The sequence below is a fragment of the Agrobacterium tumefaciens str. B6 genome (assembly GCF_001541315.1).
Taxonomy (GTDB): Bacteria; Pseudomonadota; Alphaproteobacteria; order Rhizobiales; family Rhizobiaceae; genus Agrobacterium; species Agrobacterium radiobacter.
In genome coordinates, this window is sequence record NZ_LMVK01000012.1 from 70,975 (window position 1) to 93,417 (window position 22,443).

Annotated in this window: 25 protein-coding genes; 16 read left to right on the top strand and 9 right to left on the bottom strand. The window is 60.2% G+C overall.

The genetic code is table 11. From position 1 onward, the window contains the following. Positions 1-4 precede the first annotated feature (4 nt). The 4 genes from ASB65_RS10480 to ASB65_RS10495 all read right to left on the bottom strand — a co-directional run bounded on the left by ASB65_RS10480 (position 5) and on the right by ASB65_RS10495 (position 3,719). On the bottom strand, positions 5-292 hold the full coding sequence (locus tag ASB65_RS10480) for a hypothetical protein (RefSeq protein WP_020009640.1): 288 nt from the start codon (positions 290-292) through the stop codon (positions 5-7). Positions 293-664: 372 nt separating this feature from the next. Next, a complete protein-coding gene (locus ASB65_RS10485) occupies positions 665-1,771 on the bottom strand; it encodes a quaternary amine ABC transporter ATP-binding protein (RefSeq protein WP_060723933.1) in 1,107 nt (368 codons plus the stop codon). Next, a complete protein-coding gene (locus ASB65_RS10490; protein ID WP_416346320.1) occupies positions 1,764-2,645 on the bottom strand; it encodes an ABC transporter permease in 882 nt (293 codons plus the stop codon). The genes ASB65_RS10485 and ASB65_RS10490 overlap by 8 nt, the downstream gene beginning before the upstream one ends. 63 nt (positions 2,646-2,708) lie before the next feature. Then, entirely contained in the window at positions 2,709-3,719 is a 1,011-nt protein-coding gene (locus ASB65_RS10495; protein ID WP_060723935.1) for an ABC transporter substrate-binding protein, read from the bottom strand. An 83-nt stretch (positions 3,720-3,802) separates the two neighbouring features. Between ASB65_RS10495 and ASB65_RS29085 the strand changes: the two genes are divergently transcribed. Then, on the top strand, positions 3,803-3,934 hold the full coding sequence (locus ASB65_RS29085; RefSeq protein WP_003509291.1) for a hypothetical protein: 132 nt from the start codon (positions 3,803-3,805) through the stop codon (positions 3,932-3,934). 278 nt (positions 3,935-4,212) lie between these two features. Here the strand turns inward: ASB65_RS29085 and ASB65_RS10500 are convergent, their stop codons facing one another. Beyond that, positions 4,213-6,312 (bottom strand): S9 family peptidase, encoded by a 2,100-nt coding sequence (locus ASB65_RS10500; RefSeq protein ID WP_060723936.1) that lies wholly within the window; start codon positions 6,310-6,312, stop codon positions 4,213-4,215. Positions 6,313-6,535: 223 nt separating this feature from the next. Between ASB65_RS10500 and ASB65_RS10505 the strand changes: the two genes are divergently transcribed. The 4 genes from ASB65_RS10505 (at position 6,536) to ASB65_RS10520 (ending at position 10,006) form a co-directional block, all read left to right on the top strand. Next, positions 6,536-6,937, top strand: a complete 402-nt coding sequence (locus ASB65_RS10505) for a DUF930 domain-containing protein (protein ID WP_003509289.1) — start codon at positions 6,536-6,538, stop codon at positions 6,935-6,937. A 105-nt stretch (positions 6,938-7,042) separates the two neighbouring features. Then, positions 7,043-7,951: a dihydrodipicolinate synthase family protein gene (locus tag ASB65_RS10510; protein WP_060723937.1), complete on the top strand. Its 909-nt coding sequence runs from the start codon at positions 7,043-7,045 to the stop codon at positions 7,949-7,951. 51 nt (positions 7,952-8,002) lie between these two features. Further along, positions 8,003-8,728, top strand: a complete 726-nt coding sequence (locus ASB65_RS10515; protein ID WP_060723938.1) for a polysaccharide deacetylase family protein — start codon at positions 8,003-8,005, stop codon at positions 8,726-8,728. A gap of 198 nt (positions 8,729-8,926) precedes the next feature. Continuing rightward, entirely contained in the window at positions 8,927-10,006 is a 1,080-nt protein-coding gene (locus ASB65_RS10520; RefSeq protein ID WP_060723939.1) for a bifunctional transcriptional activator/DNA repair enzyme AdaA, read from the top strand. A gap of 28 nt (positions 10,007-10,034) precedes the next feature. On the opposite strand, the gene ASB65_RS10525 is transcribed toward ASB65_RS10520, so the two are convergent. After that, a complete protein-coding gene (locus tag ASB65_RS10525) occupies positions 10,035-11,231 on the bottom strand; it encodes an AI-2E family transporter (RefSeq protein WP_060723940.1) in 1,197 nt (398 codons plus the stop codon). Positions 11,232-11,315: 84 nt separating this feature from the next. After that, the gene (locus tag ASB65_RS10530) at positions 11,316-12,176 is read right to left on the bottom strand and encodes a VOC family protein (protein ID WP_031234474.1); all 861 of its coding nucleotides are present in this window, start codon (positions 12,174-12,176) and stop codon (positions 11,316-11,318) included. Between the two features lie 278 nt (positions 12,177-12,454). Between ASB65_RS10530 and ASB65_RS10535 the strand changes: the two genes are divergently transcribed. From ASB65_RS10535 to ASB65_RS10550, 4 genes are all read left to right on the top strand, one after another. Beyond that, positions 12,455-12,865: a universal stress protein gene (locus ASB65_RS10535; RefSeq protein WP_003509277.1), complete on the top strand. Its 411-nt coding sequence runs from the start codon at positions 12,455-12,457 to the stop codon at positions 12,863-12,865. Between the two features lie 61 nt (positions 12,866-12,926). Then, complete coding sequence (locus ASB65_RS10540) at positions 12,927-13,247, top strand: TraR/DksA family transcriptional regulator (RefSeq protein ID WP_003509276.1); 321 nt, start codon at positions 12,927-12,929, stop codon at positions 13,245-13,247. A 283-nt stretch (positions 13,248-13,530) separates the two neighbouring features. Further along, positions 13,531-14,199, top strand: coding sequence for a PAQR family membrane homeostasis protein TrhA (trhA, locus tag ASB65_RS10545; RefSeq protein ID WP_003509275.1), 669 nt, complete (start codon positions 13,531-13,533; stop codon positions 14,197-14,199). A gap of 118 nt (positions 14,200-14,317) precedes the next feature. After that, positions 14,318-14,815, top strand: a complete 498-nt coding sequence (locus ASB65_RS10550) for a GNAT family N-acetyltransferase (protein WP_003509274.1) — start codon at positions 14,318-14,320, stop codon at positions 14,813-14,815. 19 nt (positions 14,816-14,834) lie between these two features. Here ASB65_RS10550 and ASB65_RS10555 read toward each other — a convergent pair whose 3' ends face one another. Next, a complete protein-coding gene (locus ASB65_RS10555; protein WP_003509272.1) occupies positions 14,835-15,461 on the bottom strand; it encodes a LysE family translocator in 627 nt (208 codons plus the stop codon). A gap of 117 nt (positions 15,462-15,578) precedes the next feature. Further along, positions 15,579-15,986 carry a peptide-methionine (R)-S-oxide reductase MsrB gene (gene msrB / locus ASB65_RS10560; protein ID WP_003509266.1) on the bottom strand — a complete coding sequence of 136 codons (408 nt, stop codon included), beginning with the start codon at positions 15,984-15,986 and terminating at the stop codon, positions 15,579-15,581. 203 nt (positions 15,987-16,189) lie between these two features. Between msrB and ASB65_RS10565 the strand changes: the two genes are divergently transcribed. The 7 genes from ASB65_RS10565 to mnhG are packed head-to-tail and all read left to right on the top strand — an operon-like array spanning position 16,190 to position 22,137. Further along, on the top strand, positions 16,190-18,559 hold the full coding sequence (locus ASB65_RS10565; protein ID WP_060723941.1) for a putative monovalent cation/H+ antiporter subunit A: 2,370 nt from the start codon (positions 16,190-16,192) through the stop codon (positions 18,557-18,559). Then, on the top strand, positions 18,556-18,975 hold the full coding sequence (locus tag ASB65_RS10570; protein WP_003509264.1) for a Na(+)/H(+) antiporter subunit B: 420 nt from the start codon (positions 18,556-18,558) through the stop codon (positions 18,973-18,975). The genes ASB65_RS10565 and ASB65_RS10570 overlap by 4 nt, the downstream gene beginning before the upstream one ends. After that, positions 18,975-19,352 (top strand): Na+/H+ antiporter subunit C, encoded by a 378-nt coding sequence (locus ASB65_RS10575; RefSeq protein WP_003509263.1) that lies wholly within the window; start codon positions 18,975-18,977, stop codon positions 19,350-19,352. The genes ASB65_RS10570 and ASB65_RS10575 overlap by 1 nt, the downstream gene beginning before the upstream one ends. Positions 19,353-19,371: 19 nt before the next feature. After that, positions 19,372-20,949: a Na+/H+ antiporter subunit D gene (locus ASB65_RS10580; RefSeq protein WP_020812978.1), complete on the top strand. Its 1,578-nt coding sequence runs from the start codon at positions 19,372-19,374 to the stop codon at positions 20,947-20,949. After that, positions 20,946-21,425, top strand: coding sequence for a Na+/H+ antiporter subunit E (locus ASB65_RS10585; protein ID WP_020812977.1), 480 nt, complete (start codon positions 20,946-20,948; stop codon positions 21,423-21,425). The genes ASB65_RS10580 and ASB65_RS10585 overlap by 4 nt, the downstream gene beginning before the upstream one ends. Further along, a complete protein-coding gene (locus ASB65_RS10590; protein WP_003509260.1) occupies positions 21,422-21,808 on the top strand; it encodes a cation:proton antiporter in 387 nt (128 codons plus the stop codon). The genes ASB65_RS10585 and ASB65_RS10590 overlap by 4 nt, the downstream gene beginning before the upstream one ends. Then, positions 21,805-22,137, top strand: coding sequence for a monovalent cation/H(+) antiporter subunit G (gene mnhG, locus ASB65_RS10595; RefSeq protein WP_003509259.1), 333 nt, complete (start codon positions 21,805-21,807; stop codon positions 22,135-22,137). The genes ASB65_RS10590 and mnhG overlap by 4 nt, the downstream gene beginning before the upstream one ends. Positions 22,138-22,443 lie beyond the last annotated feature (306 nt).

The following is a 22,443-nucleotide window of genomic DNA, read 5'->3' on the forward strand; positions in this document are numbered from 1 at the left end:
TCGTTTATTCGGTATATTCCGAATAGGCGCTGCGCACCCATTCCGCCTGTGCTTCCGCCTTGTCCTCGGCGGAGGCCGCCGCCGGATCCTGATAGGCAGGTGCGCTGCCATTGCCGACGGCCCACAGCACGTTGGCCAGCGACTGGGAAAGAATGGTGCTGGAAACGGTCGGGTTGCCGGGGCTGCGTTTGACGGCCTGTTCTTCAGCCGCATTCTGTGCGCCGCCGGCTTTTTCAAGCTCGCGAACACGCCCCTGGTAATTATATCCGCCGATATTGCTTTCAATCTGCATGTCGGTGATTCCGCGTTCAAAAGTTAACGAATAGTTAACGGCGGGGACTTGTCCGAAACTTGCGCTTGCTGCGCTGCAGCGATCGCCGAGGGTTGACAGCCGGCGAAGTAGTGCTTCGTTTTTACATGACTGAAGGCGGTACCCTGATTTCGCACGGCGGCGAGGGAGAGCATGTGGGCGCTGGCACTTGGACGCTGACACCTGGGCTCAAGGCTGGCACTGAAATACGCCTTGCCGCACACTCCACGTCATCCTCGCCCTTGAGGCGAGGATTCATAACCGGGGACTTACTGGCGCAAAATGGATCCTCGCCTCAAGGGTGAGGATGACGTGGAGTGTGCGGCAAGGCTAGTCAGCTCCCGGAATGCCGGATCAAGCCGTTTCTTTATCCACTGGAACAACCGTTTCCCCGGGCTTCTCCGGCTCCTCCGCCGCTTCCACCTTAACCTCCGCCTCCTGCGGCGCGGGCGTCACCATAGCGGCCACCAGCGTGTCGAGACCGATGCTGCCGACGGGCTTGCCGTCCTCGTCCACCACATGGGCGGTCGTCTCGTTGGCTTCCGACATGTCGCGGGCGATTGTTTCCAGCGTCGCGTTTTCCGGCACGGCCATGCCTTCGGGGCGGCTTTCGAGCGGTTCCATGACAGTGGTTGCCTGCAGCACACGGCTGCGATTGACGTCACGCACGAAGTCGGTGACGTAGCCATCCGCCGGTGAAAGGATAATGCTCTGGCCGTCGCCCTGCTGCACCACTTCGCCGTCTTTGAGAATGGCGATGTGGTCACCGAGTCTCAGCGCCTCGTCGAGATCGTGGGTGATGAACACCACGGTCTTCTTCAACTCCTGCTGCAGATCGAGCAGCATGGTCTGCATATCGACACGGATCAGCGGATCGAGCGCCGAATAGGCCTCGTCCATCAGCAGAATATCGGCGTCATTGGCAAGCGCGCGGGCAAGGCCCACACGCTGCTGCATGCCGCCGGAAAGCTGGTTCGGATAATAATCCTCATACCCCTCCAGGCCGACACGATTCAGCCAATAACGGCCTTTCTCCTCGCTCTCCTTGCGCGGCACGCCCTGAATATCGAGGCCGTAAACGCTGTTTTCCAGCACGGTGCGATGCGGCAGAAGGCCGAATTTCTGGAATACCATCGCCGTTTTGTGGCGGCGGAATTGCCGCAGCGCCGAGGCGCTCATGCCGCAGATATCCTCGCCGTCATAGAGAACTTCCCCCGCCGTCGGGTCGATCAGCCGGTTGATGTGGCGGATCAGCGTCGACTTGCCGGAGCCGGAAAGCCCCATGACGACGGTGATCTTGCCGCCCGGCATGGTGATGTTGATGTTGTTGAGGCCGAGGACGTGGTTGTGTCTGTCGTTCAGCTCGACCTTGTCCATGCCTGATCGCACAGCTTGGAGGTATTTCTCGGGATGCCTGCCGAAGATCTTGTAAAGATTCCTGATTTCGATGCTTTTAGCCATGGGAAACCTCGCGGTATTTCTGCAGGCGCTTGCCGAAAGCCTGGCTCGCCCGGTCGAACATGATGGCGATGGCGACCAGAGCGAAACCGTTCAGGAAGCCCACCGTGAAGAACTGGTTGTTGATGGCCTGCAGCACGTTCTTGCCCAGCCCGCCGACGCCAACCATGGAGGCGACGACGACCATGGCGAGCGCCATCATGATGGTCTGGTTGATGCCGGTCATGATGGTCGGCAGCGCCAGCGGCAGCTGCACGTTGAACAGCTTCTGGCCATTGGAGGAGCCGAAGGCGTCGGCCGCCTCAAGCACTTCCCGATCAACGAGCCGAATGCCGAGGCTGGTGAGGCGGATGACGGGCGGAATGGCGTAGATCACCACTGCGATCAGGCCCGGAACCTTGCCGATGCCGAAAATCACCACCACGGGGATGAGATAAACGAAACTCGGCAGGGTCTGCATCACGTCGAGCACGGGATTGATGAGGCGTTGCAGGCGTTCCGAGCGTCCCATCAAAATGCCGAGCGGCAGGCCGATGACGATGGCGATCAGCGTGGCAATGGCGACGATGGAGAGCGTCGTCATGGCGTCGCGCCAGAGGCCGACGGCGCCGATCATGAGCAGGGAGATGGCGGTGCCGCCAGTGATCTTGAAGCTGCGCCCGGCCAGATGCACGATGGCCAGAATGACCAGCATCGTGATGATCCACGGCGTCTGGATGAACAGCCGCTCCGAGGCATTGAGGAACAGCTGCAGAGGATGCACGATGACGTCGATCGCATCGCCATAATTGCGCACGATGTCGCGAAAACCGTCATCGATGGTTTTGCGTGCCACACGCATCGTGGAGTTGTCGATGGCCGGGAACTTGCAGAGCATGTCCGGCAGGACAGAGGGGGGTAAAGCCACGGATAAAAACCGAAGCTTCCCCCCACCAACCAATCACATCGAAGCCTTGATCTTCTCCGCCACCTCGGCCGGAACCCATTTCGTCCAGATGTCCTCATGGTTTTCGAGGAAATACTCCGCGCCGTCCTCGTTGGTGCCCTGGTTCTCATCCATCCAGGCAAGGATTTCGGCGACCGTTTTGTTGTCCCAGCTGCGGGCCTTGATGTAATCCATCGTCACCCCGGCCTTGCCTTCGAAGTCCTTGGTGATGACCGTAAAGACGTCCGCCACCGGATAGGCATTGACCTTGGGATCGGCACAATCGACCTTCGCCGTGCATTCGTCGAAATGGGCGCGGTCGAGTTCAACGCCGTCATCCAGCTTCACCATCTCGTATTTGCCGAGAATGGCGGTGGGCGACCAGTAATAGCCGAGCCAGCCCTGCTTCTTTTCAAACGCGTTGGCGATGGAGCCATCAAGACCGGCGGCCGAGCCGGTGTCGACCAGGGTGAAGCCCTTTTTGTCACCCTCGCGCGCCTTGTAGAGATTGGCGGTCGTTACCTGGCAGTTCCAGCCGGACGGGCAATTATGCACGGCGCCCTTGCTGGCGTCTTCCGGGGCGGGGAATAGTTCGGGATGTTTCAGCGCGTCTTCGACGGTCTTGATGTCGGGGTGTGCGTCGGCGATGAATTTGGGGATCCACCAGCCTTCGATGCCGCCTTCGCTCAGGATTTTCGACGCTTCGATCATGCGGCCGTCCTTGACGGCGGCGCTGAGCGGTTCGCGCACGGCGTTCACCCATAATTCGGGGGCCATGTCCGGCTGGCCCTTTTCGTTCATGGAAGCGAAGGTCGGCATGGTGTCGCCGGTGACGACATTGACCGTGCAGTCATAGCCGTTTTCCATAATGAACTTGTCGACATAAGCCGCGACACCCGCGGATGCCCAGTTCATTTCGGCGATGGTGATGCTGCCGCAGCTATCGGCGGCCTTGGCGGAATGTGCTGCACCGGCAGCGATGGTAAAGCCCGTTACGAGAATGGTCGAGGCCAGGAGTTTCTTCATAGGAGACCTCCAAGTCTGATGCAGTGTTTTCAGTTGGCAAAGCGGGAGCACTGCAAAGCCCGGATTGCCAAGGGCGAACTGACATGGCGCGTGGAAAAGCCGAAAAATTACGGCGAGAAGAATATCCGCAGAACACGCTGCGGCATTGCCGCAAGAAAAGCGGCGAAAAGGCGCATGAATATGTCAACGACCGGCATAATACGGCCAAAAAGTGATATTGCAACGCGAAATGACGCATCGCAGCCATGCATTCGATTTTTGGAACATTTCCCTATTTCGAATAATACATGAGAGTTATTCTGATTTAAGTTGGATATATTGTTGGTTGCAATAACTAGAAATAAAAATCCAATGATGTGACAAGTGAAATTTAAGGAAAAGATACAATCGATATTTTCTGGAATAAATGTTCGAAAAGATGATTTTTGTGGGTATTTTTATCTCTCATGGGTCGGGCGGCGACGGAATCGCCGCCCGTTTTAATGTCAGGCCGTCACACGGCGTCCTTGCCGGCCACCTTCAGGGCGAAGGCGTATTCGAAGGCGATTTCTTCCAGCCGCTGGAAACGGCCCGATTTGCCGCCATGGCCGGCCGCCATGTTGGTCTTCAGCAGGATGGGCGCTTCTCCCGTTGTCCTTTCGCGCAGCTTCGCCACCCATTTGGTCGGCTCCCAATAGGTCACGCGCGGATCGGTAAGGCCGGAAAGCGCGAGGATCGGCGGATAGGCCTTGGCGCCGACATTGTCATAGGGGCTGTAGGCGGCGATCCAGCCGTATTCCTCTTCCGATTCCAGCGGATTGCCCCATTCCGGCCATTCCGGCGGCGTCAGCGGCAGCGTGTCATCGAGCATGGTCGTCAGAACGTCCACGAAGGGAACGGCTGCGATGATGCCGGCGAATTTCTCCGGCGCCATATTGGCGACAGCCCCCATGAGCATGCCGCCGGCCGAGCCGCCTTCGGCGATGATGCCCTCATAGGAGGTGAAACCTTCCTGAACCAGATGGTCAGCCGCGGCGATGAAATCCTTGAAGGTGTTCTGCTTGGCTTCCATCTTGCCGGTTTCGTACCACTCGAAACCCTTGTCCTTGCCGCCGCGAATATGGGCGATGGCATAGATGAAGCCACGATCTGCCAAGGACAGCGTGGTGGTGGAGAAGGAGGCGGGAATGGTGATGCCGTAAGCCCCATAGCCATAAAGCAGGCAGGGGGCGGAACCGTCGAGCGCCACATCCTTGCGATAGAGCAGGGAGACCGGCACCAGTTCGCCATCATGCGCAGGCGCCATGATGCGGCGGGTGATGTAGTCATCCGGATTGTGGCCTGATGGTACTTCCTGCGTCTTCAGAAGCGTGCGCTCACGCGTCACCATGTCGTAATCGAACAGCTGGCTCGGCGTCGTCATCGAGGAATAGGAGAAACGGATGACGTCGGTGTCATATTCCGCCGCGCCATGCAGGCCGGGCGAATAGGCCTCTTCGGCAAAGGCGATGGAATGTTCCTCGCCGGTGCGGCGGTCGCGGATGACGATGCGCGGCAGGCCGTCGCGGCGTCCCAGCCAGATCAGGTGGCGGGCATAGGCGTCGACGGAGAGGATCAGGCGGCCCGGCTCGTGCGGAACCACCTCTTTCCAGTTTTCCTTGCCGGGCGCGGTGACCGGCGCTTCCACGATGCGGAAATCCTTGGCGTCGCCGTCATTGGTAAGGATGAAGAAGACGTCGCCGCCTTCGCACATCGAATATTCGATGCCCTCTTCGCGCTCCGCCACGATAGCGGGCTCGGCCGTCAGGTCCTTGGTGGAGAGAATGCGGTATTCGCTGGTCTCGTGGTCGTGAATGTCGATGAAGATGAAATCGTCGAGCACCGACGCGCCGACGCCCATGAAGAAGCCGGGATCCTTTTCCTCATAAACCAGCCGGTCGGCCGATTGCGGCTCGCCGATGATATGGTGGAAAACTTTCGAGGGGCGATGGTTCTCGTCCTGCAGCGTATAGAAAAAGCTCTTGCCATCAGGCGCCCATGCGCCGCCGCCACCGGTGTTTTCCACGACATCGGCAAGGTCTTCGTCGGTTTCAAGGTTGCGGATGCGCAGCGTGAAATATTCCGAGCCCTTGTCGTCGTAACCCCAGATACCGTGACTGTGATCGGAGGACTGGTCGAGACCGGCAAGACGGAAATAATCCTTGCCTTCCGCTTCCTTGTCACCATCAAGCAGCACATGTTTTTCACCGCCATCACGCGGGGTGCGGAAATAATGCGGCTGCTCGCCGCCGGTCACGAACAGCGTGCCATAGGCGTAAGGCCCGTCATTAACGGGAACGGAGGAATCATCCTGCTTGATGCGGCCCTTCATTTCCTCGAACAGCTTTTCCTGAAGCGCCTTGGTGTCGCCCATGGCCGCTTCCATATAGGCGTTTTCCGCCTCCAGATGGGCGCGGATGGCCGGGTCGAGCAGGGTGGGGTCCTTGAACATGGCCTGCCAGTTATCGGCCCGGAACCATGCGTAATCGTCGGTGCGGGTAATGCCGTGATGCGTATCCTGGACGGGCCGTTTTTCGGCGGTCGGGGCAATGGGCAGGTTCTTGAAAATCGGCAAGGGAAACTCGCTTTCCTGTAAAAATTCTTGGGCGGCACCAAGATGTAGAGTGCGGCTTGCGGCCGATCAAGTTTCAAATCTCCACAGGCGGAATGCGGCTCGGGCACAATTTCGTCAGCTTTCGATCACATTTTGGCAATATCCGGCAAATCGGCGATGATGCGCGTCGGCCGTCCGGCCTGCCGCGATCGACAAGAACAAACGAAAAAACTGACAGGACCCCATGCGAAAGCTTCTTCCCGCTGCCCTCTCTGCCTTTTTCCTCAGCCTGCAGGCCTTCACCCCCGCTTTCGCGATCGATGCCAGCGTCATGCGGCAACTGAATGCGCTGGCCCCCGAAGAACGCCTGGAGCAGCGCTGCGATATCGAGGCGATGGAAAGGATAGCGACAGAGCAAAAGGGCATGCGGCCGGACAAGGTCATCGCCTATACGTTCGGCGACCCGGAAGTGGGCAAGAACTCCATCAAGGCGCCGGGTGCGGTCTTCAGAAGCGCGGGCGAATGGTACAAGCTCAAATACAAGTGCCAGCTGAAGAGTGACAGCCTCAGCATCCAGTCCTTCGACTACCGTGTGGGGGACAAGATTCCCGAAGAGCAGTGGAAGAAGTTGTATCTTTATGACTGAGCACGGAATTTTTCGATTTCAGGCCAGCGTTTAGCCGCCGCTTTGGTTGCGGCCGTGCGGTCGGCTCTGTAACCCTGACTGCCGATCGAAGTGAGGGGCATAGACATGGCGAGACGATTCAAGGGACTTTCGGCTTTTCCGATTACGCCGGCCGATGAGGCGGGGCGGGTCGATGGTGAAGCCTTCTCGGCCCTGATCGAGCGGCTGGATACTTCGGCGGTCGATTCCATCGGCATTCTCGGCAGCACCGGCATCTATATGTATCTCACGCGGGAACAGAGACGTCGCGCCATCGAGGCCGCCGCCGCCATCCTCAAGGGCAGGCGCATATGGATGGCGGGTGTCGGCGCTTTGCGCCCCGATGAAGCCGTGGCGCTGGCGAAGGATGCGGAAGCCGCCGGCGCCGATGCGCTGCTGCTGGCACCCGTGTCCTACACGCCGCTGACGCAGGAAGAGGCCTATCACCATTTCGCCGCCGTGGCTGGCGCGACGGCCCTGCCGCTCGCCATCTACAACAACCCGACGACCACCCGGTTCACCTTCAGCGACGAGCTTCTGGTGCGGCTCGCCTATATCCCGAATATCCGCGCCATCAAGATGCCGCTGCCGGCCGATTCCGATTATGCCGGCGAGCTCGCGCGGCTGCGCCCCAAGCTGTCGGAGGATTTCGCCATTGGTTACAGCGGCGACTGGGGCTGTGCCGACGCCCCACTTGCCGGCGGCGACACATGGTACAGCGTCGTTGCCGGCCTGCTGCCGATTCCGGCCCTGCGGCTAATGCGGGCGGCTCAGGCCGGCAATGCGGAAGAGGTGAAACGGATCGATGCGGCCTTCCAGCCGCTCTGGGCGCTGTTCAGGGAATTCGGCAGCATCCGGGTTGTTTACGCCGCCGCCAATATCCTATCGCTGACGGTGAGTGAACCGCCGCGGCCGATCCTGCCGCTCACCAGCGCGGAACGCCAGCGGGTGGAAGAGGCGCTGGAAGCCCTGTCCGTGCTGGAAACCGCGCCATAATTCGGGCGCTTTGCAGGCGGATTGCCACCTCTTCACACTCCGGAACATAAAATGCTGCGTCGCCTCTTCATTGCCGCCCTGTTTCTCTCCGCCTCTTCAGCCGCTTTTGCGGGAACCGGCCTTGTCGAGCCGTCGCTGAAAATGACGCCGCAGCATGACGGCCGGGTGCGGGTGGCGATGACGCTGGATGCCTGCATGGGCAAGACCGATCACCGCATCCTCGATACGCTGGTGCGCGAGCGCATTCCCGCGACGATCTTCGTCACCGCCCGCTGGCTGAAACATAACAGCGAGGCGCTTGCAGTCCTCATGGCGCATCCGGATCTGTTCGAGATCGAAAATCACGGCGAAAACCATGTGCCGGCGGTGGACAAGCCCGTTTCCATCTACGGCATTGCCGCCGCCGGTTCGCAAGCCGCGGTCGAGCAGGAAGTGGAGGGCGGCCGTCAGGCGATCGTCGCCGCCACCGGCATCCAGCCGCAATGGTTCCGGGGGGCGACGGCGAAATACACAGGCTCGTCCATGGCCACCATCAACCGGCTGGGCATGCGGGTCGCGGGTTATTCCGTCAATGGCGATGGCGGCTCGCTGCTGGGTGCGGCCACGACGGCGAAACACATCGCTTCCGCCAGGGATGGCGATGTCATCATCTCCCATATCAACCAGCCCACCCATGAAGCGGGTGAGGGCGTGGTGAAAGGCCTTCTGGCGCTGAAGGCGCGCGGCGTGATTTTCACAAGGCTGGACGACCCGTCCTTTGCGCCGCCGGGGAATTGAAGGGGAAGCTTCTTCCTCATTCCTGTGCTCATCACAGCAATCCAGCCAGCCCAAGTCCTTGGGCTGAAAGGATTTTCCTCGCCGCGCAGACGCGCGCCGACTGGATTCCTGTGACGAGCACAGGAAAGAGGGAGATGAGCCACATCCACGCCCGTTTTTCGGCGGCATGCCGCTTAAATTTGCGCTAGCATCCTCCCCATGATGCTGTTCAAACGCCCCGACACCGAAACCCTGTATTCAGCCCTTGTGAACAAGGACCCCGCCTATGAGGGCGTGGCCTATGTCTGCGTGACCTCGACGAAGATCTTCTGCCGTTTCACCTGCACGGCGCGCAAACCGAAGATCGAGAACTGCCGGTTCCGCGAGACCATCGCCGAATGCCTGGAGGCGGGGTTCCGCCCCTGCAAACGCTGCAAGCCGATGTTGTCCTACGGCACCGCCGATGAGACCGTCACCTCGCTGCTGACGGCGCTGGAAAACGAACCGGCGCGGCGCTGGCGCGAGGAGGATGTGGTGGCGCTCGGCCATGATCCTTCCACCGTGCGCCGCACTTTCAAGCGCCGTTTCGGCATGAGCTTCCTGGAAATCGCGAGATTGCGCCGGCTGGGCGATGCGGCGGAGAGCATTGCTTCCGGCGAAGCGGTGATCGGTGCGCAGATCGATGCCGGTTACGATTCCGGCAGCGGTTTCCGCGCCGCCATCAACCAGTTCTTCGGCGCTTCACCCATGGCCATGAAGGGCAAGGGCTTCCTGAAGGGCGACTGGATCGATACGCCGATCGGCCCGATGCTCGTCGTCGCCGACGATCATGCCCTGCATCTCCTCGAATTTGCTGACCGGCCGGCGCTTCCCGCCGAGCTGAAGCGGCTGAAGACGCGCACCGGCGCGGATATGGTGCTGGGCCGTACGGCGGTGACCGGCCCGGTTGAAGCGGGACTCAAGGCTTATTTCGCCGGGCATTCTGCCGCCTTCGAGACAAGGCTTGCTGGCCACGGCACGCCCTTCGAGCGCGATGTCTGGCGCAGCCTGCGGGAAATTCCGGCGGGGGAGATCGTCAGCTATTCCTCGCTTGCAACCACCATGGAAAGGCCGTCTGCCGTGCGCGCGGTGGCCCGCGCCAATGGCGCCAACCAGATCGCAATCGTCGTCCCGTGCCATCGGGTGCTGGGCGCGGATGGCAGCCTGACCGGTTATGGCGGCGGGCTGTGGCGCAAGAAATGGCTGATCGAGCACGAGCGCCGCATGGCAACCCGCGAAGGTATGCCGCTCGCTTCCTGAGCGGCCCTGATGCGCCTTTCGGAAAAGGCTAGGCAGGCAAGTTTGGCACAACCCGGCGCGAGGGGAATAGCTCCCGCGTCACCGTCATCGCGATCAGCGACAGCGGCAGGGCGAGCATGGCGCCGGCCGCCCCCCACATCCACGTCCAGAAGATGATCATCACGAAGACGAGGAAGGGGTTGATTTCCATGTTGCGGCCAACGACCGCCGGAAAGGCGAGGTTTTCCATCAGCAGGTGAATGGTGAAGAAGATCGCCGCCGGCAGAAGCGCCAGGACGATGTTGTCATGGGTGATGATGCCTGCCACCGTCAGCGAAATCGTCATGGCGGTGATGCCGAGAAACGGCACGAAGCTGGAGAGGAAGGCAAACAGCCCCCAGAGCAGCGGCATGGCCAGCCCGCCAAAATAGGCGATGACCACCATCGTCACCCCAAGCCCGGCATAGATCAGCGCCGCCGTGGCGAAATAGGTGCCGAGCACCTCTTCCACCGAGCCGATGATGCGGATGGTGCGAAGCCGCTGGTGGCGGGCCGGAAAGGCCATGATGATCGCCTTGCGCAGCCGCAGCCGGCTATAGAGAAACATCAGCAGCGCAGCGAGGAAGATCAGGCCCTGAATGACCGCGGGGGTGATGTTGGAGCCGAGCACGGAGATGATCTCGCCGCTGCGCGAAATCAGCGATTCCATCGACATTGACCCCATGCTGAAACTGGCCGCCGAAATATTCAGCCATCGCAGGCTTTGCAGATAGGGCAGGAAACGATCGATGCTGCGTTCAATCAGCGCCGGGCCTTCGGAAGCGAGGAGCGAGAGCGGCTCGGTCAGCGAATTGATGACGAAAAACATCACCGCCGCCACGAGGCTCGACAGGATAAGCGCAACGCCGAAACCGGGAATGCCGTAGGAGCCGAGTTTTTCAGCGGCGATGCCGAGGATCATGCCGACCACGATGGCCATCACCACCGGAATGAGGATGAGCGACAATTCGTGGATGACCGCCATCAGCATGATGAGGAAGAAGCCGATCACCGACCAGGCGCCGACCACATTCAGCGCTTCGCGGCCAAGCGGCTGCTGGCTGCGCGCATCGTCACGGCGTGGGGCGGAAGCCGGTACTTCCAGCGGGTCCGCTCTTGTTGCCGGAATGCTTCCGGCGGTGGCGCCGGCGTTTGCCCCGGTGCTGACCAAGCTGCCGGTCTTCTCCGGCCTGGCATTTTCATTCATCGAACGGTCCCCCAATAAGGTGACAAACGTTCGAAAAATGTGGCGGTTCCGGGGCGGCAGAAATTTCTGCCGCCCCTTTTTGCTTTAGGCGGAAAGCTTTAGCCCAATTCCCCAGGGATCTCTGAGGACGATGCCGTCGCTTTGCCTTTCGGTGGCGATTTCCAGCCGGTCGAGTGCGGCAACAGCCGTGTCGAGCGCGGCCTGTTCGTTGAATTTCAGCGAATAGCCGGAAAGGCCGGTCATATTGTCCTTGCGGGCCGCAGCGCCGCGGCTGTTCCAGATATTGGCGGCCACATGGTGGTGATAGGCCCCGGAGCCGAAGAAACTCGCACCCGGATACCGCGCCATGATCTTCAGCCCCAGCACACCCTGATAAAACTCATCCGCCTGCGGAATATTGCCGACCTGCAGATGGATATGGCCGATGGCGGTTCCCTCCGCCGCACCGGTGAATGCGGTCTTCGGCGCGCTGTCATAAAGCGCCTGAAGGTTGAGGCCGAGCGTGGCCATCTCAACCGTGCCATCAGGCTGGTAGGTCCATTCATCCGGCGAACGGTCGCGATAGACCTCGATGCCGTTGCCTTCCGGGTCGGCGAGATAGATCGCCTCGCTCACCAGATGGTCGGATGCGCCCTGAAACTGGATATTGTTATGGGCGGCATGCGCCAGCCAATGGGCCAGGTCGTTCCGGCTCGGCATCAGGAAGGCCGTGTGGAACAGGCCTGCCGCATTGCGCGGCGCGCGTTCCGCCGTGCTGGAGGTGGAAAGTGTCAGAAGCGGCTGGCCGCCGATACCAAGCACTTCGCCGCTCGGGTTCTTTTCAAGAACGGAAAGACCGATGATCTTCTGGTAGAAATCCGAAACGCGCGGCAGATCGTGAACGACGAGATGCGCCTGGCCGACATAGGCCGGCCGCGTCAGGGCGAATTGTTTGATTTCACTCATCATGATCTCCATATTGAATCCGAAGCGCCCCGGGGCGGATCGGTCGCCGAAACTATCGGCCGACGCCGCTTTGCGGCGTTTGTCGAAGGCGAATATGGGCTGGTTTCGTCGTTCAGCAAAGATCACCGTCTGGCGATTGACTGTCCACTATTCGTTGACAATGCCCCGTTCGGGCCCGGCTCCGGCTTTGACTTCGATCAAGGTGAAGGCTGCGCGGGCGGGGAAATATAAGTCTAGCCCGACACGCCAAACGGCGGATCAAGCCAAAGGAGACAGCCATGTACAAGAAGATCATCGTACCGGTAGACCTCAGCGCCACCGACAAGGGGGAAAAGATTCTCGAAAAGGCCAAGGCGCTGCTGGATCCGGACGGCGAGATCGTTCTCATCAACGTTGTCGAGGAACTGCCGGGCTATATGGCGATCGATCTGCCTGTCGACCTGATCGAAAACGCCATCAAGGACGCCAAGACCAAGCTTTCGGACCTCAAGACCAGGGCCGGTTTCAAGGGCAGCCAGGAAATCAGAAGCGGCGCACCCGCGCGCGAGATCATCGCCGCCGCCGAGGAACATAAGGCTGACCTCATCATCATCGCGTCGCACACGCCTGATTTCAGCAATTATTTCATCGGCGCCACCGCCGACCGCGTCGTGCGCCACGCCAAATGCTCGGTGCTGGTGGATCGATAAAGGCTTGACGTTTTTGGGTTGCGGGCGGGTTTTCCGCCCGCGCCGGCTGGAGGAAAAGACCATGAATGTCGAAACTTACGAGAAAATCCTGCGTGACCGCCAGCGCGAGCTTTATCGCCGCCTGCACAAGATCGAGGCCGATTTCGAAGAGCCTCGCAATCCCGATGACGAGGATCGCGCCAGCGAACGCAGCAATGACGAGGTGCTGGACGAGCTGGGGCAGGTGGGGCAGGACGAGCTGCGCGCCATCGACGCCGCACTCGACCGCATCGCGAGCGGCACCTTCGGCACCTGCGTCAAATGCGGCAAGAAGATTTCGGAGGATCGGCTGAAGGCGGTGCCCTATACGCCGTTTTGCCAGGAATGCGCCGCAGCTTTGTGAAATATTTTCGTGGTGACATGTTGCGTCCGCCCTTTCTCACCCTCATCCCTGTGCTTGTCACAGGGATCCAGCCAGACCAAGTCCTTGGGCTGAGAAGAGTCCTTTCGCCGCGCAGACGCGCGTCGGCTGGATTCCTGTGAAAGCACAGGAATGAGGGAAACGGCGGACCTCTCTTTTCGCAACAGTCTCGAACGCAATTTGATTGCCGTTAACCGGCCGCTGTCTTGTTCCTGTCTAATATTGGCTCCATGCTTTGATGAAAGCACGCAGACGGGAATGGACCATGAGCGAGATGTGGCGGTTCGGGCGCCAGTATGATTTTCACGAGATTGTCGCCGATGGCATCGTCCATGGGGTCGGCATCGTGTTTGCGCTTATCGGCGCGACGGCGCTGATTTTTTACGCGATGGCGTGGGGCAGCCTCAGCGCGATCGCCGCCGCGTGGATTTACGGTCTCGGCCTTGTCGCCTGTCTTTCCGTCTCCTTCACCTATAATATCTGGCCGCACTCCAGGGTGAAATGGTTCCTGCGCCGGCTGGATCATTCGGCGATCTTCATCCTCATCGCCGCCACCTATACGCCCTTTCTGATGCGCGGTATCGACGATCCGCTGATTGCCGTCATGCTGGGGTTGATCTGGCTTGCGGCACTCTGCGGCATCCTGCTCAAATGCCTGTTTCCCGGCCGTTACGACCGGGTCGCCATCGGCCTATATCTCGCCATGGGCTGGAGCGGCATCATGGTGGTCGAGCCCCTGTCGACACATCTTTCGCCGGTCACGCTCTGGCTCATCGTTGCCGGCGGCGTCATCTATTCGCTCGGCGTCATCTTCCATGTCTGGGAAAAGTTGCGGTTCCAGAATGCCATCTGGCACGGTTTCGTGGTTTCCGCCGCCGCGGTTCACTATTTCGCCGTGGTCACCTCGTTCAGCCTCGTTCCGCTGGCATCCTGAAGCCCACGTTTTCGACAGGCGAGCGAGGCGCTGGACATTGCGCCACCTCATCGCTTAAGGGTCGTGGGGATCGCGTCAGGCAGTGACGCTTTCGGGAACGACGAGGGCGAAAGATAAAATGACGGTGGAACTGCGCGATGCGACCGTGGACGATCTCTCCGGCATCATGGAGATTTATAACGACGCGGTGCTGAATACGACGGCGATCTGGAATGACGTGCTGGTCGATCTGGAAAACCGCAAGGAATGGTTCGCCGCCCGCAAGTCACGCGGCTTTCCCGTCATCGTCGCCATCCTCGACGGCAAGGTCGCAGGCTACGCTTCCTACGGTGACTGGCGCGCTTTCGACGGTTATCGCCATACCCGCGAACATTCGGTCTATGTGCAAAAGGATGCGCGCGGCCACGGCATCGGCAAAAAGCTGATGCAGGCGTTGATCGATCATGCCGCGGGCAACGACGTGCATGTGCTGATCGCCGCCATCGAGGCGGAAAACATCGCCTCCATCCGCCTGCATGAAAGCCTTGGTTTCAGGGTCGTCGGCCGGTTTTCGGAAGTCGGCATCAAGTTCGGCCGCTGGCTGGACCTGACCTGCATGGAGCTGAAATTAGGCTAGCAGGCTAGGCGGTTTCCCTTCAGGCCGGACGCCGGGCGAAGGCGAGCATGACACCAAAGGCCATCATCATGGAACCGCTGATCTGGTTGACGCGCTTCAAGGCGCGCGCATTGCGCATGAGACCGGACAGTCGTGAACCGACAAAGGCATAAACGGCAATCGCCACCACCTCGAGCAGCAGGAAAATCACGCCAAGCGTGGCGAAACTCTGCCAATAGGCGTCCTGCTGGATGAATTGCGGGAAAAAGGCCGTGAAGATCAAAATAGCCTTGGGGTTGCCGGAGGCGACGAAAAACTCCTGCCGCAGATAGGTTTTGAGAACATTGCCGTTGCCCGAGGATACGTCAGGGGCGGTAACCTCAGCCTTTGAGCGGATGAGTTTGAAGCCGATCCACAGCAGATAAAGAACACCGATCCATTTGATCAGCGAGAACATCATCTCGGAGGCCATCAAAAGTGCGCCGAGGCCCAGTGCTGCAATCGCGATCATGCCCGCGAAAGCGACCAGCCTGCCGCTTGCCGCCATTACCGCCGTCGCCATGCCGTAGCGCGCACCCACTGTCATTGACAGCAGATTGTTCGGCCCGAAAGCCATGTTCAGGGCAAAACAGGCGGGGATGAAAATGAGGATGGTTTCGAGTGTCATGGCGGTGATCCGGAAGGAATGAGACGGCGATGATCTCACTCTCCGGTCCGGCTGTCGAGACAGCCTTTTCAGGGTGAAAGGCCGGCAAGGGCAGCCGGCCTTTCACCCTGAGCTTTATCAGACCGGCTCGAACACCATCGAATGGCCATTGATGCAATAACGCAGGCCGGTGGGCGGCGGGCCGTCCGGGAAGACGTGGCCGAGGTGGCCGCCACAATTGGCGCAGCGGATTTCGGTGCGCACCATGCCGTGGCTCGCGTCGCGATGTTCCGTCACGGCGCCCGGCTTCACCGGCTCGAAATAGCTCGGCCAGCCGCAGCCGGCATCGAATTTCGTGTCGGAGAGGAACAGCGGCTCGTCACAGGCCGCACAGCGGTAGAGGCCTTTCTGGAATGTATCCCAATAGGGACCGGTGAAGGCGCGCTCGGTGCCGTGTTCGCGCAGGATGCGATATTGCTCCGGCGTCAGCTGCTCACGCCACTCGGCATCGGTCTTGGTCAATTTGGGGGATGTCAGATCGCTCATGGAATGATCCTTTCTGTTCCCGCCTCAAATAATCATCACTGAGGCGGATTGAAAGGGGATGGGCGTCATAACGCGTTCGTTATGGGCAGGGCGTACCGATTTGGGTTGAGATGCCCGTGTCTATGCCTTAACTGAAAAGCCGATTTGAAAGAAGAACGCCATTCAGTGGCGCGCAGGGATGGGGGACATCCCGGGAGATGTGAATGACATCAGATGTCACGCCGCTGACATTCCTGTCGCTGTTTCTGCCGTTTCTGGCAGCGCTTGCCGCGCCGGCCCTGGTGAAAAGGTTCGGTCACAATGCGGCATGGGTTCTGGCGATCGCGCCGGCTCTCGCCTTCGTGCATTTTGCGCTGATGCTGCCCGAGATCGCGGCAGGCGGCGTGGTGACCGGCGGTTATGCCTGGGTGCCGAGCTTCAATCTCAGCTTCTCCTGGTTCATCGACGGCCTGTCGCTCACCTTTGCGCTGCTCATCACCGGCATCGGGCTGCTGATCGTGCTTTATGCGGGCGGTTATATGAAAGGCCATCCGCAGCAGGGCCGTTTCCTGTCCTTCCTGCTTCTGTTCATGGGAGCGATGCTCGGCGTCGTCGTTTCCGACAGCCTGCTGATGTTGTTCGTCTTCTGGGAACTCACCTCGATCACCTCCTTCCTGCTGATCGGCTTCGACCATGAGCGCGCAGCTTCGCGCCGTGCCGCGCTGCAGGCGCTGGTGGTGACGGGCGGTGGCGGCCTTCTGTTGCTCGCCGGGCTGATCTTCATCTGGGATATAAGCGGCATCACGCAATTGTCGATGCTGGTGCGCGGCGGCGATATATTGCGTGACAGCCCGTTTTATCTGGCCGCGCTGCTTCTGGTTCTCGGCGGCGCCTTTACCAAATCGGCGCAGTTTCCCTTCCATTTCTGGCTGCCCAACGCCATGGAAGCGCCAACGCCAGTCTCCGCCTATCTGCATTCGGCAACCATGGTGAAGGCCGGCGTCTATCTGCTGATGCGGCTCAATCCGGTGCTCGGTGATACCGCCGCCTGGCAGATCCTGCTGCCCTTCTTCGGCGGGCTGACCATGCTCACCGGCGCGTTGCTCGCCGTGCGCCAGACCGATCTCAAGCTGATGCTTGCCTACACCACAGTGTCCTCGCTCGGCCTGCTGGTCATGCTGACGGGCTTTGGTTCCGACCATGCCATCGAGGCGGCGGTGCTTTATCTGGTGGCGCATTCGCTGTTCAAGGGCGCGCTCTTCATGGTCGCCGGCATCATCGACCATGAGGCCGGCACCCGCGACATAACGAAGCTCGGCGGCTTGCGAAAAGCCATGCCCATCACCTTTGCGGCAGCGCTGGCGGCTGCGATTTCCATGGCCGGCCTGCCGCCCTTCTTCGGTTTTCTCGCCAAGGAGGAGATTTATTATGCGCTGGCGCATGGCAATCCACGAGCCGTGCTGTTTGCCGGCATCGCCATTCTCGGCAACGGGCTGATGTTCGCCGTCGCCTTTGCCGTGGGGCTGAAACCCTTTCTCGGCAAGCCGGTGAAAACGCCGAAACCCGCGCATGAAGGTCCGCTGCTGCTGTGGCTCGGTCCGGCGCTGCTGGCTCTGAAGGGGCTGACGATCGCTCTCTTTTCCGGCATTGCGCATTTCTACATTTCGACGCCCATGGCGAGCGCCATTGCCGGCGAGGTGCGCCCGGTGGAAATCTCGCTCATTCCCCATATTGGCGTGCCGCTCGGCCTGTCGCTGCTCACCATCGCGCTCGGTATCGTCCTCTATACGCAGCTTTCCGCTGTCCGCAGCCTGATGGCCCGCACCTTCACGGCGCTGGGGGCCGGGCCTGACAGGGGCTTTGACGTCTTCATCGAAATGCTGGTGAAAGTCTCGTTCCACGTTACCCGGCTTATTCAGCCCGGCCGGCTGGAGTTCTACGTAACCGCCACCTTCGCCGTCATCGCCGCCGTGCTGCTGGTGCCGCTGTTCCTCTATGGCGAATTGCCGTCCATGCCGTCATGGCCGCGTGACATGCCGGTCCATGAGCTGACCTTCATCGCCATCGCCGTGGCGGGCCTTGTCGCTGTCCTGACGGCGTCGAGCCGGCTGACTGCGATCATCGCGCTCGGGATTCAGGGCTTTGCGGTGGCGGTCATCTTCCTGCTATTCGGCGCGCCCGATCTGTCGTTCACGCAATTCATGGTCGAGACGCTGTCGGTGGTCATCCTGACGCTGGTGATGACGCGGCTTCGCCTGTCACCGTCAGACCATCGCGGCCTTGGCCAGAAGCTTCTCGACAGCACCATCGCCATTGCCTGCGGAACCGGCTTTGCCCTGTTCCTGATGCGCGCGACGCAAGCGAGCTTCGACAACCGCCTGACGGACTTCTACAACACCTATTCCAAGGTCATCGCCCACGGCGCCAATGTGGTTAACGTCATCATCGTTGACTTCCGCGGCACGGATACGCTCGGCGAAATCGCTGTCGTGATGATAACGGGCCTTGCCATCCTCGCGCTGATCCGCATCCGTCCGGCCGCCGCGGTAAAGGGACCGGCCAAAACCGCGAAGAAGAAAGGAGCACGGGCATGAACACGCTCATTCTGCGCACCGTCACTCCTGTCGTCACCAGCCTCATGGTGCTGTTTTCCATCTTCGTGCTGCTGCGCGGCCATAACGAGCCGGGCGGCGGTTTCATCGGCGGATTGATCGCGGTCTCGGCGCTGGCGATCTACGGCATCGCTTATGGCGTCACGGCAGTCAGGCGCGCCATCATGTTTCATCCCCTGTCGATTGCCGGGGCGGGGCTGCTGCTCTCCATGCTTTCCGGCCTCGTCTCGATGGCCGCCGGCGTGCCGTTCATGACCGGGCTCTGGGTCTATCCGAGCCTGTTCGGTGTCGAAATGCCGCTCTCCACCGTCATGTCCTTCGATATCGGTGTCTATCTCGTGGTGGTCGGCGCCATCACCTCCATTGCGCTGGCGCTGGAAGAAAGGGAAAGCGACTGATGGAAGCGGTCTTCTCGATTCTCGTCGGCATCTTCTTTTCGGTGGCGATCTATCTCATGCTGTCGCGCCACAGCATCCGCATGCTGCTCGGCATCGCCATTCTCGGCAATGCGGTGAACCTCCTGCTGTTCACCGCCGGCCGGCTGACGCGCGAGGTGCCACCGATCATTCCGCCCGGCATGGACACGCTGCCCGCAGGGGCGGCCAATCCTTTGCCGCAGGCGCTCATTCTCACGGCAATCGTCATTTCCTTTTCCTTCTTCTGTTTCCTTCTGGTGCTGACCTGGCGTGCGTTTCAGGAACTGCAGACCGACGACACGGACGAGATGCGCACCGCAGAACCCGCAGGCGAGCCCTTGCCGCCGCTCGGTTATTGAGCGACGAGGCTGAGACAACATGGCATCCACCACCACAACAGCAGTCACTGATCTCTCGGCAGCGCTCGTCACGACGCCTGTGCCTCTTGCCGACTGGCTGATCATTCTCCCCATCGCGCTCTGCATCGGCGCAGGCGCGGTGCTGATGATGATGCGCCACGCCATCCGCCATCACGCGACCGTTGCCATCGCGGCGCTGTTCCTGCTGGTCCTGCTGGATGCAGCACTTTTATGGAAGGTCGCCACTGAAGGCCCGTTCACCATGGTGATGGGCCGCTGGCTGCCGCCCTTCGGCATCGCCTTTACCGCCGACCTGACGGGGGCGCTGCTGTCGCTTGCGGCCGCCATCGTCGCACTTGCGGGCGCCATCCATGCCGGTGCGGATATCGACGCCAGCGGCAGGCGATACGGTTTTTATCCTTTCTTGCTGCTGTTGATGGCCGGCGTCACCGGCGCGTTCCTGACCGGCGACATCTTCAATCTCTATGTCTGGTTCGAAGTGCTGCTGATCTCGTCCTTCGGCTTGATCGTGCTCGGTTCGACGCGCGAGCAGATCGACGGCGCGCTGAAATACGCCATTCTGAACCTCATCGGCACGACGCTGTTTTTGATCACGGTCGGATATCTCTACGCCATCTTCGGCACGCTCAACATGGCCGATATCGCGCAGAAGGCGACGGCTCTGCGGGAGACCGCGCCGCTGATGACGCTTGCGAGCCTCTTTACACTCGCCTTCGCCATGAAGGCCGCGGCCTTCCCGGTGAACTTCTGGCTGCCGGCCTCCTATCACACGCCGCGCATCGTCGTTTCCGCGCTTTTCGGCGGATTGCTCACCAAGGTCGGCATCTATTCGCTGCTGCGTGTCATGGTCATGCTGTTTCCGGTCGAGCGGGAAGAACTCAGCATCGTCATCGCCATCTCCGCGGCGCTCACCATGGTGCTGGGGGCCATGGGCGCGCTCGCCCAGAACGATATCCGCCGCATGCTCGGTTACATCGTCATATCAGGCATCGGTTACATGATGGCCGGCATCGCCATCGGCACCCCATCCGGTGTCACAGGCGCCATTTTCTACGCGCTGCATTCCATGGTGCTGATGACGGCGCTTTATCTCGCCGCCGGCCATGCCGCCCGTCTCGGCGGCAGCTTCAGCCTCACCTCACTCAGGGGGCTTTACCGGCAGGCTCCGTGGTTTTCGGCGCTGGCGCTGGCATTGTTTTTCGCCGGTTCCGGCCTGCCGCCCTTTTCCGGCTTCTGGCCGAAGGCGGTGCTGGTCAAGTCGGCGATCGATATCGGCGCCTGGTGGCTCGCCGGCGCCATCCTCGCCTCCGGCTTCATCGCCACGATCGCCTTCGGGCGGATCTTCCTTTTGTGTTTCTGGCGTCCCGCTGCGGCATCCCCCGGTCAGCCTTCCTTCCCGCAGGCGTCGCCGTCGGCGGCTCCGTCTTTCGCGCCGCTGGTGGGGCTGACCTTGCTCGTGGTATTCTTCGGCCTGTTTCCGGAAAGCCTGCTCAATCTCAGCCAGCAGGCGGCCGCAGGCCTCGGCAACCCGCAGGCCTATATCCAGTCGGTCTTTTCCGAAGGAGGCAAACCATGAGCCTCTATCTCGTGCAACTGCTGTTCGTTGCCGTATGGCTCGCCGTGACGGGCAGCGTCACCCTGGCGAACATCATCTTCGCCCTGATCGTTTCGACACTGGCGCTCGGCCTCATCCGCCACCAGCTGCCGGGCGGACGTAACCACTGGCTGCGGCTTACCCGCGTCTTGTCGCTGGTGCTGCTGTTCTTCAAGGAGCTGGCGCTCTCGGCCTGGAAGGTCGCCGTGCTGGTGACGCGGCCCAAGCTCGACGTGCAGCCCGGCATTTTCGCCTATCCGCTGACGGTGACGACGGACTTCGAGATCACACTGCTCGCCAACCTCATCACGCTCACCCCCGGCACGCTCTCCGTCGATGTTTCCGCGGACAGGAAAACGCTTTACGTGCACGCGATCGACTGCAGCGATATCGAAGCCACGAAAAACGACATCAGAAATGGCTTCGAAAGAAAGATCATGGAGGCGTTTCAGATATGACGCCAGAACAGACAGTTTCATTTGCAACTATACTTGCATCGGTTGTTCTGTCGGCCGCCTTTTTGCTGACAGTATATCGCGTCGTCGTCGGCCCCACCTTGCCGGACCGCATCGTCGCGCTCGACATGCTGGTGGGCATCGCCATCGGCTTTATCGCTGTTATCGCCATCCGCACCGGCTTCAATCTTTACGTCGATATCGCCATTGCGCTTGGTCTGGTCGGGTTTCTGGCAACGGTGGCCTTTGCCCGCTTCGTCCTGTCGCGCGGCCCGGACGGCCGACGCAGGCCGACGGCGGTTCTCGATGGTGAGAGGGCATCTGAAGCCATTGAAAAAACAATGGAAACAGGTGCCGACGGCAAAAAAGGAAAGGGCAGGCGATGATGGCTTGGATCATGGCTATTCTCGTTGCGGCGCTGACGATCTCAGGCGCCATTTTCTCGCTGATCGCGGCAATCGGGCTGAATAGGCTGCCAGATGTCTATACACGCATGCATGCAGCTTCCAAGGCGGGAACGGTGGGCTCCGGCCTGCTGCTTCTCGCGGTCGGCATTCATTCCATGGAAATCCCGACGCTGGCGCGGGCGCTGGCCGGCTTTTTCTTTTTTGTCCTCACCGCGCCGGTCTCTGCACATCTTCTTGCCATGGCCGCTCACAAGGCAGGTTATCCGCTTGCCGTTAAATCGGTAGTTGATGACATCAAGAAAATTTGAAGTTGAAAATCCCCCTAATAAATGGGGGTCTTCATTTTCAATTACTACTAGGCATAGTATTTTATTACCCGTAATTTTTTGTATTCCAATTAGACTGTTTTGAACTGAAAAATTGACACTAGGAATTTGACTTTTGCTGTTTTGCTGTTATCCAAATTAAGTGTAAAGTTGCTAATCGCGATTTGCATCTAGCCTCTTCATAGTCGGCATAGGCATTTTATTAATGTCTAATCTATGGCCCGTCGGACCATTGCTGCCCATGTCGCGGGCCATAAGTTGAATCTCGGACCAATTCGTTTCCGGTTT

Excerpts from the sequence above, each read along its gene's own strand:
- mnhG (WP_003509259.1), top strand. The coding sequence starts at position 21,805 with ATGATGGCTTGGATCATGGCTATTCTCGTTGCGGCGCTGACGATCTCA.
- ASB65_RS10490 (WP_416346320.1), bottom strand. The coding sequence starts at position 2,645 with ATGCTCTGCAAGTTCCCGGCCATCGACAACTCCACGATGCGTGTGGCA.
- ASB65_RS10570 (WP_003509264.1), top strand. The coding sequence starts at position 18,556 with ATGAACACGCTCATTCTGCGCACCGTCACTCCTGTCGTCACCAGCCTC.
- ASB65_RS10525 (WP_060723940.1), bottom strand. The coding sequence starts at position 11,231 with ATGAATGAAAATGCCAGGCCGGAGAAGACCGGCAGCTTGGTCAGCACC.
- ASB65_RS10530 (WP_031234474.1), bottom strand. The coding sequence starts at position 12,176 with ATGAGTGAAATCAAACAATTCGCCCTGACGCGGCCGGCCTATGTCGGC.
- ASB65_RS29085 (WP_003509291.1), top strand. The coding sequence starts at position 3,803 with ATGGCGCGTGGAAAAGCCGAAAAATTACGGCGAGAAGAATATCCGCAG.
- ASB65_RS10580 (WP_020812978.1), top strand. The coding sequence starts at position 19,372 with ATGGCATCCACCACCACAACAGCAGTCACTGATCTCTCGGCAGCGCTC.
- ASB65_RS10535 (WP_003509277.1), top strand. The coding sequence starts at position 12,455 with ATGTACAAGAAGATCATCGTACCGGTAGACCTCAGCGCCACCGACAAG.
- ASB65_RS10505 (WP_003509289.1), top strand. The coding sequence starts at position 6,536 with ATGCGAAAGCTTCTTCCCGCTGCCCTCTCTGCCTTTTTCCTCAGCCTG.
- ASB65_RS10565 (WP_060723941.1), top strand. The coding sequence starts at position 16,190 with ATGACATCAGATGTCACGCCGCTGACATTCCTGTCGCTGTTTCTGCCG.
- ASB65_RS10550 (WP_003509274.1), top strand. The coding sequence starts at position 14,318 with ATGACGGTGGAACTGCGCGATGCGACCGTGGACGATCTCTCCGGCATC.
- ASB65_RS10555 (WP_003509272.1), bottom strand. The coding sequence starts at position 15,461 with ATGACACTCGAAACCATCCTCATTTTCATCCCCGCCTGTTTTGCCCTG.
- ASB65_RS10485 (WP_060723933.1), bottom strand. The coding sequence starts at position 1,771 with ATGGCTAAAAGCATCGAAATCAGGAATCTTTACAAGATCTTCGGCAGG.
- ASB65_RS10480 (WP_020009640.1), bottom strand. The coding sequence starts at position 292 with ATGCAGATTGAAAGCAATATCGGCGGATATAATTACCAGGGGCGTGTT.
- ASB65_RS10540 (WP_003509276.1), top strand. The coding sequence starts at position 12,927 with ATGAATGTCGAAACTTACGAGAAAATCCTGCGTGACCGCCAGCGCGAG.
- ASB65_RS10515 (WP_060723938.1), top strand. The coding sequence starts at position 8,003 with ATGCTGCGTCGCCTCTTCATTGCCGCCCTGTTTCTCTCCGCCTCTTCA.
- ASB65_RS10585 (WP_020812977.1), top strand. The coding sequence starts at position 20,946 with ATGAGCCTCTATCTCGTGCAACTGCTGTTCGTTGCCGTATGGCTCGCC.
- ASB65_RS10520 (WP_060723939.1), top strand. The coding sequence starts at position 8,927 with ATGATGCTGTTCAAACGCCCCGACACCGAAACCCTGTATTCAGCCCTT.
- ASB65_RS10495 (WP_060723935.1), bottom strand. The coding sequence starts at position 3,719 with ATGAAGAAACTCCTGGCCTCGACCATTCTCGTAACGGGCTTTACCATC.
- msrB (WP_003509266.1), bottom strand. The coding sequence starts at position 15,986 with ATGAGCGATCTGACATCCCCCAAATTGACCAAGACCGATGCCGAGTGG.
- ASB65_RS10510 (WP_060723937.1), top strand. The coding sequence starts at position 7,043 with ATGGCGAGACGATTCAAGGGACTTTCGGCTTTTCCGATTACGCCGGCC.
- trhA (WP_003509275.1), top strand. The coding sequence starts at position 13,531 with ATGAGCGAGATGTGGCGGTTCGGGCGCCAGTATGATTTTCACGAGATT.
- ASB65_RS10575 (WP_003509263.1), top strand. The coding sequence starts at position 18,975 with ATGGAAGCGGTCTTCTCGATTCTCGTCGGCATCTTCTTTTCGGTGGCG.
- ASB65_RS10590 (WP_003509260.1), top strand. The coding sequence starts at position 21,422 with ATGACGCCAGAACAGACAGTTTCATTTGCAACTATACTTGCATCGGTT.